This is a genomic window from Clostridium sp. ATCC BAA-442, from assembly GCF_964239415.1.
Lineage (GTDB): Bacteria > Bacillota > Clostridia > Oscillospirales > Oscillospiraceae > Flavonifractor > Flavonifractor plautii.
The window spans coordinates 80899-88518 of record NZ_CAXSQB010000013.1; the positions used below are offsets into that span (position 1 = coordinate 80899).

The 7620-nt window shown below is 57.3% G+C and carries 7 protein-coding genes; 4 read left to right on the plus strand and 3 right to left on the minus strand.

What is annotated here, in order from left to right; translation table 11 throughout:
* Window positions 1–60: 60 nt before the first annotated feature.
* Window positions 61–1635: a sigma-54 interaction domain-containing protein gene (locus ACESY8_RS07925; RefSeq protein WP_204681675.1), complete on the plus strand. Its 1575-nt coding sequence runs from the start codon at window positions 61–63 to the stop codon at window positions 1633–1635.
* Between the two features lie 84 nt (window positions 1636–1719).
* On the opposite strand, the gene ACESY8_RS07930 is transcribed toward ACESY8_RS07925, so the two are convergent.
* The 3 genes from ACESY8_RS07930 to ACESY8_RS07940 form a co-directional block, all read right to left on the minus strand.
* The gene (locus ACESY8_RS07930; RefSeq protein ID WP_007489036.1) at window positions 1720–3018 is read right to left on the minus strand and encodes an MFS transporter; all 1299 of its coding nucleotides are present in this window, start codon (window positions 3016–3018) and stop codon (window positions 1720–1722) included.
* Window positions 3019–3249: 231 nt separating this feature from the next.
* Window positions 3250–4416 carry an iron-containing alcohol dehydrogenase gene (locus ACESY8_RS07935; RefSeq protein WP_044938700.1) on the minus strand — a complete coding sequence of 389 codons (1167 nt, stop codon included), beginning with the start codon at window positions 4414–4416 and terminating at the stop codon, window positions 3250–3252.
* Between the two features lie 13 nt (window positions 4417–4429).
* Window positions 4430–5608 carry a thiolase family protein gene (locus tag ACESY8_RS07940; protein WP_054339145.1) on the minus strand — a complete coding sequence of 393 codons (1179 nt, stop codon included), beginning with the start codon at window positions 5606–5608 and terminating at the stop codon, window positions 4430–4432.
* A 233-nt stretch (window positions 5609–5841) separates the two neighbouring features.
* Here ACESY8_RS07940 and ACESY8_RS07945 point away from each other — a divergent pair, with 233 nt between their 5' ends.
* The 3 genes from ACESY8_RS07945 to ACESY8_RS07955 form a co-directional block, all read left to right on the plus strand.
* Entirely contained in the window at window positions 5842–6054 is a 213-nt protein-coding gene (locus ACESY8_RS07945; RefSeq protein ID WP_054339148.1) for a 3-keto-5-aminohexanoate cleavage protein, read from the plus strand.
* Window positions 6024–6329: a hypothetical protein gene (locus ACESY8_RS07950; protein ID WP_082382919.1), complete on the plus strand. Its 306-nt coding sequence runs from the start codon at window positions 6024–6026 to the stop codon at window positions 6327–6329. Before ACESY8_RS07945 ends, ACESY8_RS07950 begins: the two co-directional genes overlap by 31 nt.
* A 385-nt stretch (window positions 6330–6714) precedes the next feature.
* Window positions 6715–7620, plus strand: a 906-nt coding sequence (locus tag ACESY8_RS07955; RefSeq protein WP_498794692.1) for a sigma 54-interacting transcriptional regulator, incomplete at its 3' end; no start/stop codon positions are given.

A 7620-nucleotide genomic window follows, 5' to 3' on the forward strand; every position in this document is an offset into this window, starting at 1 on the left:
GGGAGCTGAACCTCTGAACGCCTTTGTACCGATGGAAAAGATGGATAAAGGAGAAACGTAATGAACCAGTATTCGGCCATACGAGAGGTGCGGAGGCTTCTCAGAGCAGTAATGGAGCAAAGCCAGCGACCGGAACTGATTGAACAGTTGGAGGAGATTGACGTCCGATTAAAGGCGTTTCATGACCGGGGCATTGATTTTAAAGAAGTGGTGGACGGGCTGGATGACAGCATCATGATTACCGATGCGGAGGGGACGGTGTTGTACATCAACCCTGCCTACACCCGCAACACAGAGATTACAGAGGAGGACGTGCTTAATCGGGATGTCCGTAGCCTGATTGGCAAGGACAAACTGTTTACCGGCGGCGCGGTGACCAGTGTGCTGGAGAGTGGGAAGAGCGCCTTTCGGCTCTCCACCACTTACAAGACCGGGGAGCCGTTGGTGGGCTATGTGGTGGGGACGCCCATCTTCAAGGAGGACGGCAGCCTACGCCAGGTAGTGGCTTGCAGCCGGCCCATCGTGACTCTCAGCTCGTTGCAGGAGGATTTTGAGGCATTTGTTAAGGAAATCAATGCCATCCACCCCAAGACCATCACCACGGACTCAGACAAGCATCTGTCGGAGGGAATGATAGGGAAATATGGCTCCTTGAAGCAGATCGACACTCTGCTGGACCGGGTGGCGCCCACCGATGCCTCGGTCCTCATCACCGGCGAATCCGGCGTGGGCAAGGAGGTGGTAGCGGACGAGATCTACCGCCGCAGCCTGCGGAAGAACAAGCCCTATGTAAAGATTAACTGTGCCTCAATCCCGGGACATCTGCTGGAGTCGGAGCTCTTTGGATATGAGAAGGGGGCCTTCACCGGAGCCAACACCAAGGGCAAGGTCGGCCTGTTTGAGTACGCTAACCACGGTACACTTATGCTGGACGAGATTGGCGATATGCCCATGGACCTACAGGTAAAACTGTTGCGGGCCATCCAGTCCCAGGAGATCACCCGCATCGGCGGAACCCGCCCCATCAAGCTGGATATCCGCTTTCTGGCACTGACCAACGCAGACCTAAAGAAGAAGGTGGCGGAGGGGAGTTTCCGCCAGGACCTCTACTACCGGCTCAATGTGATCCCCATTGCTGTGCCGGCGCTGCGGCAGCGCACAGAGGATTTTGAGGAGCTGTGCCGGCACTTTATTCATCGCTTTACCAAAAAATATGACCGGACCTTTTGCCTGACGGAATGGCAGATCGACTATATGAAACGCTATCAGTGGCCGGGCAACATCCGGGAACTGGAGAACGTGATGGAGTACCTGATCCTGTGCAGTTCCGGTATCGGCCGCATTGAGGACGATGTGCTGAGAGGTCTGCTGAACGTGCCGGAGGAGAACCTGGGGCTACAGCCGGCAGCGCCCGCAATTGTGGAGTGTGCACAGGAAGAGGAGCCGGAGGAGCTGCCGCCGGAGGACCTGGACTTCAACACCGCAGTGGCTGGATTTGAGAAAAAGCTGCTGGAGCAGGTGCTGAAGGAATCGTCCAATCTACGGGAGGCCAGCCGCAAGCTGAATATTAACGCCTCTACCATCTGCCGCAAGATCAAGCAGTATGGGATTGACTACGAAAACCGCAGAAGCTGATTCAAATAGAAAGCAGCAAGGGCCGCCCGATTATTCCGGCGGCCCTTGCTGCTTAGAGAGAGATTGAAATAGGCGGGGAACGGATTACTTCATCAGCTCCTGCTCGGTAGCCACGTCCTTGTTGTACCTGGTGGGATGGATGATGGCGGTAAGGATCATGTTGACCACAAGCAGGCCGATGTAGAAGATGTAGGCGCCCCGCAGGCTGCCGGTGACCCGGATGGCGAAGGCGTTAACCTGGTAGTTGGTCATGAGCACAATCTGCATCAGGGGGAAGAACACAGAGTTGACCATGGTGAAGCCATGGCGGCCGAACACAGAGGCGGGCAGGGACACGATGAAGTTGGCGGCGGCGCCCACGGCAATGCCGATCATAGCTACAGACACATACACACCGATTGTGGTGTCAGTACAGTTGATGGCCAAGGCGATGCAGTACCAGATCAGGAAGAGGATAATGGCCTTTTTGACGCCGAACTTCTGGTCAATGGCGCCGAAGAGGTAGGAACCGCACACGCCGATGATAGCGCACACCGTCATCAGGCCCACAGCGGCCTCCTGAGAGAAGCCCAAGCTGGTATTGCGGACCACCAGCTGGCTCATGACGCCGGTGGTCACCAGCTGGTTGATGCCGATGATGAGGGCGCACAGCCACAGCTCCTTGGTTTTCAGCAGCTTACCGGCAGTCCAGCCGCCGTTGTCCTCGCTGTTGCCCTGGAAGTACTCCCGCTCATAGACCTCGCGGGTCACGTTGTCAGGATACATGCCGCACTCCTGGGGGGTGTTGCGGACAAGAACCAGGCCGATGATGCCCAGCACGATGGCCCCCACCGCCACGTAGCTCATGCCGTTGGCAAAGCCGAAAGCGCCGATGGTGAAGGAAATCAGAGGCACATAGAAGGCGGAGCCGCAGTTATGGCCCATGGTGGTGAAGCCGTTGGCCAGACCCTTCTTCTTGGGGAACCACTGGGCAATCAGGGTGTTGCCGGCGATGTAGGCGGCGCCGTTGATAAAGCAGGTTACCAGGGTCAGGGCAATGAAGTAGGTGGTCAGGGTGGTGCTGTGCCCCAGAAAAATGTAGGACAGGCCGGCGCCGATCAGGCAGACGCCGGACAGCAGCCGGGGGCCCACGGATACGTTGATGCGGGCGATGAGAATATAGGCTACAACACCGATCATGCCGGCCCAGGTAGCCACGCCCAGCACCTGGTCGTAGGCGATGCCGGTGGACTCGGCGAAGGCGGGAGCTACGATGTTCAGGCCGTCAATGGAAAAGCCGATCAGAAAGAAGAACATCAGGGCCTGGTACAGGATGATGCCCCAGCCTTTGGAGAACTTCATGCTCATATTTTCACTGGCGATTTGGGAACTCTTTTTACTCATAGGTTACTCACTCCTCTTTTGTACTGTAGATGGTCAGCCCTGGCTCTGTTGTACCGGCTTGCGCCGGCGGCAAGACTTGCCTCCTCTCTCTCCATTTCGTTCAACAAATAGGTTAAGAGCAAAGTTGATGCCAATAAAATAGGATAAAATTACATGATAGAAAGGCCCTGGGCAAAAGGATAGCTACGCATCCGTTGCACGGCGGCAACAGGCATTTTTGCTTTGCAACAGCTATCCCCGGGCCAACTGTAGGAGGCTGACTACCGCGCCGTAGTCCAAGGCCCGGAAGTTGCCGCCCAGCGTTCCTGCCATATCGGGCAAAGCCAGCCGCGCCAGGTGCTCAATGGAAACGTCGCACAAACCAGCCTCCCGAAGTGTAACCGGAAGGCCTGACGAACAGAGGAAGTCCTGAAACGCGGAGATGCCGTTTTGGGCGGTTTGAATCTGGCTGGGACAAGAGGGGACCTGCCAAACCAGGGTGCAAAAGTCGGCAATGGCCTCGGTTTCATCGGTGAGCATATACTTGCACCATGCGGTCATCAGGATACCCAGGGCCGCACCGTGGGGCAGGCCCAGCTCGGTGGTAAACACATGAGAGAGGGCGTGACAGGCAAAGTCCCCCTCAAACCCCAGCATATTACTGTGGGCCACGGTGGAGGCCCACATCAGTTGGCTGCGGGCATCATAGCTGTCGGGGTGAGCCAGCGCCCGGGGCAGCTCTGTAATCACAGTGCGCATCACCGCCGCACACATCTGGCTGCGGAGGGTGCCCTGCTGCCCCTTGTGGAAATACCGCTCAAAAGCGTGAGAAAAGATATCTACCGCGCAGGAGGCGGTCTGTCGGGGCGGTAGTGTATAGGTGAGGACTGGATTCATCAGTGCGAAGCGGGGGCGGGTCAGAGGCTCGTCCAGGGCCGCCTTTTCGTGGAGGACATCGTGGCAGAGGACAGAGACCCCGTTGGCCTCACTGGCGGTAGCGGCGGTGGTGAGCACCACGCCGATGGGCAGGGCCCGCTGAGTTTGGGCTTTGCCGCTGTATAGTTCCCATAGGGGGACGCTGTTTTTGGCACCCAGGCTTATGGCCTTCGCGGTGTCGATCACACTGCCGCCGCCCACGGCCAGCAGCAGGGTGATCTTTTTTTCCTTGGCCAGCCGCCGGCCTTCCTCCGCAGTGGAAAGGACCGGGTTTTCCTGGATACCGCCAAAGAGGGTGACCGTAAGGCCGTGAGCCTCCAAATCGGCGGTGAGTCTGCCCAGCAGGCCGCTGCGGCGGATGCGATCGCTGCCGTAAAGCAACATGACGTTGGGACCAAAGGGGGCAGAGAGCGCCCCGGCATGGGTTTCCGCATCCCGGCCGAAGATTACCTGGGTGGGAAAGGAAAAGGTAAAGTTTTTCATGGAAGTATCACGGTCAGGCCATCTTGATAAGCACGGCGGTACCCATGCCGCCTCCGGCGCACAGGGTGGCCAGGCCGTATTTGCCGCCCCGGCGTTTCAACTCGTAGAGCAGGGTGACCACCAGACGGCTGCCGGTGGCGCCCACAGGGTGGCCCAGAGAAATGCCGCCGCCGTTGACGTTCAGCTTGTCCTCGTCGATGCCCAGGGTGCGCTGGCAGGCCACACACTGGGCAGCAAAGGCTTCGTTGATCTCGAAGAGGTCGATATCGGACACGGTGAGGCCAGCCTTCTCCAGCACCTTCTGGGTGGCGCTGATGGGGCCGATGCCCATCAGGTCGGGGGAAACGCCGGTGGTGGCCACAGCGACTACGCGGGCCAGGATGGGCAGTCCCAGCTTTTTGGAAAGCTCCTCCTCCATTAGCAGAACGCCGGAGGAGGCATCGTTCATGCCGGAGGCGTTGCCGGCGGTGACCCGGCCGTCGGCCTTAAAGGTGGGCTTCAGCTTAGCCAGCTTCTCCAGGGTGGTGTCCCGGCGGACGTGCTCATCGGTAGTAATGACGGTGTTCTCCCTCTTGCCATGGACGGTGATGGGGATGATCTCCTCCTCGAATTTGCCTGCGTCAATGGCGGCGGCGGCACGCTGCTGGGAGCGGAGGGCATACTGATCCATGTCCTCCCGGGTAACCCCGTAGGCATCGGCCACGTTTTCGGCAGTGATGCCCATAGAGGGGCCCACGCCCAGGTTGGTCAGGGAGTCCCACATGGAATCCCGCAGCTCCATGTGGCCGTACTTCTTGCCGTAGCGGGCGTCAAACACCATAAAGGGAGCGGCGCTCATGCAGTCGGCACCGCCGGCCATAATGCACTTGGCCTCCCCGGCCATGATCTGATAGAAGCCCAACTGAATGGAGGACATGGAGGAGGTGCAGTTGCGGTGGACGGTGATTCCGGGCACCGTGTCGGGGAGGCCGGCCTTGATGGCGGCCACGCGGGCCAGGTTGTTCTCCAAATAGGTGCGCTGGTAGTTGCAGCCCCAGATCACATCGTCGATGAGGGCGGGGGCCACGCCGGAGCGCTGGATCAGAGCCTGCATCACCGGGATGGACAGGTCCAGGGCGGTCAAGGTCTTGAACTGACCGCCGATGGTGCCGATGGGGGTGCGGCAGGCGGATACGATTGCAACATGATTCATACAGAATAACTCCTCTCAAGGTGTGGTGGGATTGGTTCTTTGAATATAAACTGCAAGTCAGATGCCAACAATTTTGCTTGATTTTTAGGAATAAACCTCCCACCTAACACTGCGATGATGCGGAGATGCAACAAGAAGGGGGTACAAGCGGGTGTGCTTGTTCCGAAAATGCAATAGCGGAGGAGAGCAAAGCTGTAAAACCCGGCTGCGGGACGGAAAACAGACGGGTGGGCATGGTGGACAATGTGATGTATATCAGGAACGTACCGGCTAAGAGCAACGTCCGGTTTGTGGAGCGGACAAAGCGGGTCATCGAGGAGTACGGCAAGCAGGCCGCCACCCCTGACGAAGCCCGGGAGCTCTTAAACCTGAACATACAGGTGTATTTATTTAGGAAGAATGGTGGTGTCCATCGGTGGACACCACCATTCTTCGGTCCAACCTAAACAGCGCGCGCATGACCTGCGGCTTGGCCCAGAGGCCGGAATACCGGGATCTGATGACTGCCGCCTCCAAGCTGACCGGCGAGCGGGTAAACCGCTCCACCCACAACCACAGCGTAAGGGGGCGGGAGGCCGTGTGTGCCGGCGTGAACTACTGCGGCAGCCCCGGATGTGACTTGGTGTTGGTGGTGCGCGGCTACCAGATAAGGTGTGCGGATATCGGATGGGTAACAGGGCGGAACGTCCTCTATCTCTGGATTGCGGAGGAGCTCATATAGCTGCGATAGGACACAAGTCCGCATCAAAGACGGCCAAGAAAAATGCAGAGCGGTACCCATCCGTCCACAAAGCAGCCTGTGGCGGGCTGGTGCGCATTGCGGCTGGTTATTGACAAGGCGCTATTTGACCAGGTTCAAACGCGCCTGTGCAAGCGGAAGCAGTGCTATTTCAGCAAGGTGAACTGCGGGGCTCTCTTTTGAAAGCAGGCGAACAGCAGGATTCCCTGCCTTTGCTGTCACCCCCATAATGTATTTGTCAGACATTTAGAGCAAACCAATGCTTTTTTAAATAGTGATTATGGTTTCATGCATTTCGCACAATTTGAAAGTATGATATAATAATATACCTAGATAATGCGGTGATTAGCGGAAAGGGTAGGTGGCCATGCAATCAGGAAAAGGCGTTGTTCATCTGACAGAACTGGAAAGCGGGGACTATAAAAGTATCTGTGAAAACCTTTACGACGGGATACACATCACCGACGGTACGGGTACCATTCTGTTCATTAACAAGGCCTATACCCGTACAACTGGAATCCTCCCGGAGGAGCTGTTGGGGCGGAAGGTATCGGAAATTGAGGCGGAGGGAATCCTTTACACCGGCTCTGTAACGGAACGCGTGCTGGCTCAAGGCAAGAGAATCAACTCTGTGGCCACGATTCATCGTTTGAATAAAGAAGTACTGGTGACAGGGACGCCGGTGTTTGACGAGGAGAAGAATATCAGGCTGGTAGTAACCAACACACGGGACTTCCCAGAGCTGAAGCGGCTGGAGGCTCAACTATTGGCTCTGGAGGAAAAGCAGGAAAAAGCAGTTCAGGAACTGGCCTATCTCCGCAGCCAGCAGGCGGGCGATAAGCAGACGATCTACCACAGCGCGGCCATGCGGGAAGTGATGGAAATTGTGCGGAAAGTTGCGCCGACGGATGTCACGGTACTTATCACGGGGGAATCTGGCACGGGTAAGGAACTCATCGCCAACGAGATTTATCAGAACAGCGACCGGTGCGGCAAACCCTTTATCAAACTCAACTGTGCTGCTATCCCTGCTGAACTGTTGGAGTCTGAACTATTCGGATATGAGGAGGGGGCCTTTACGGGGGCCAAACGAACCGGAAAAGCGGGCATGTTCGCGTTGGCCAATACCGGAGTTCTTCTTTTGGATGAGGTTGGGGATATGCCCATGGCACTCCAGGCCAAGCTGCTCCGGGTACTTCAGGAGCGCAGCCTGGTGCGTCTGGGTGGCAGCAAGATGATAGATTTGGATATCCGGGTGATTGCAGCCACCAAT